The sequence below is a fragment of the Mesorhizobium sp. M6A.T.Cr.TU.017.01.1.1 genome, from assembly GCF_004023115.1.
In the GTDB taxonomy this organism is placed as follows: domain Bacteria; phylum Pseudomonadota; class Alphaproteobacteria; order Rhizobiales; family Rhizobiaceae; genus Mesorhizobium; species Mesorhizobium mediterraneum.
Genome location: NZ_RZTA01000304.1, coordinates 1 through 418 on the forward strand (window position 1 = coordinate 1; position 418 = coordinate 418).

At 66.7% G+C, this 418-nt stretch carries 1 protein-coding gene; it reads left to right on the forward strand.

Features of this window, described 5'->3' with window-relative positions:
* Nucleotides 1-395 (forward strand): nicotinate-nucleotide adenylyltransferase (locus EOB36_RS34115; protein ID WP_128286600.1); only part of this gene is annotated, 395 nt, incomplete at its 5' end.
* Nucleotides 396-418: the final 23 nt, after the last annotated feature.

Consider the following 418-nt stretch of genomic DNA (forward strand, 5'->3'; position numbering starts at 1 on the left):
TGTCGGAACAGATCGCCAAGAACCCGAAGATCAAGGTCACCGCTTTCGAAGCCGCCCATCACGTCCGCTACACCGCCGATACGCTGGCGCTGGTCAAGGCGCGCAACCCCGGTGTCGACTTCGTCTGGATCATGGGTGCCGACAGTCTGCGCGATTTCCATCGCTGGCAGCGCTGGCGCGAGATCGTCATGACCTTCCCGATCGCCGTCATCGACCGCCCGGGCGCGACGCTGTCGTTCCTGTCCTCGGTCGTCGCCAAGACCTTCGACTATGCCCGCATCGACGAGGGCGATGCGCCGCGGCTTGCCCGCATGAAGGCGCCGGCCTGGACCTTCATTCACGGCCCGCGCTCGTCGCTGTCATCGAGCGCGATCCGCAAGCTGGCGAAGGGGTGAGCCCGGCCGCCCGGCCATGTCGC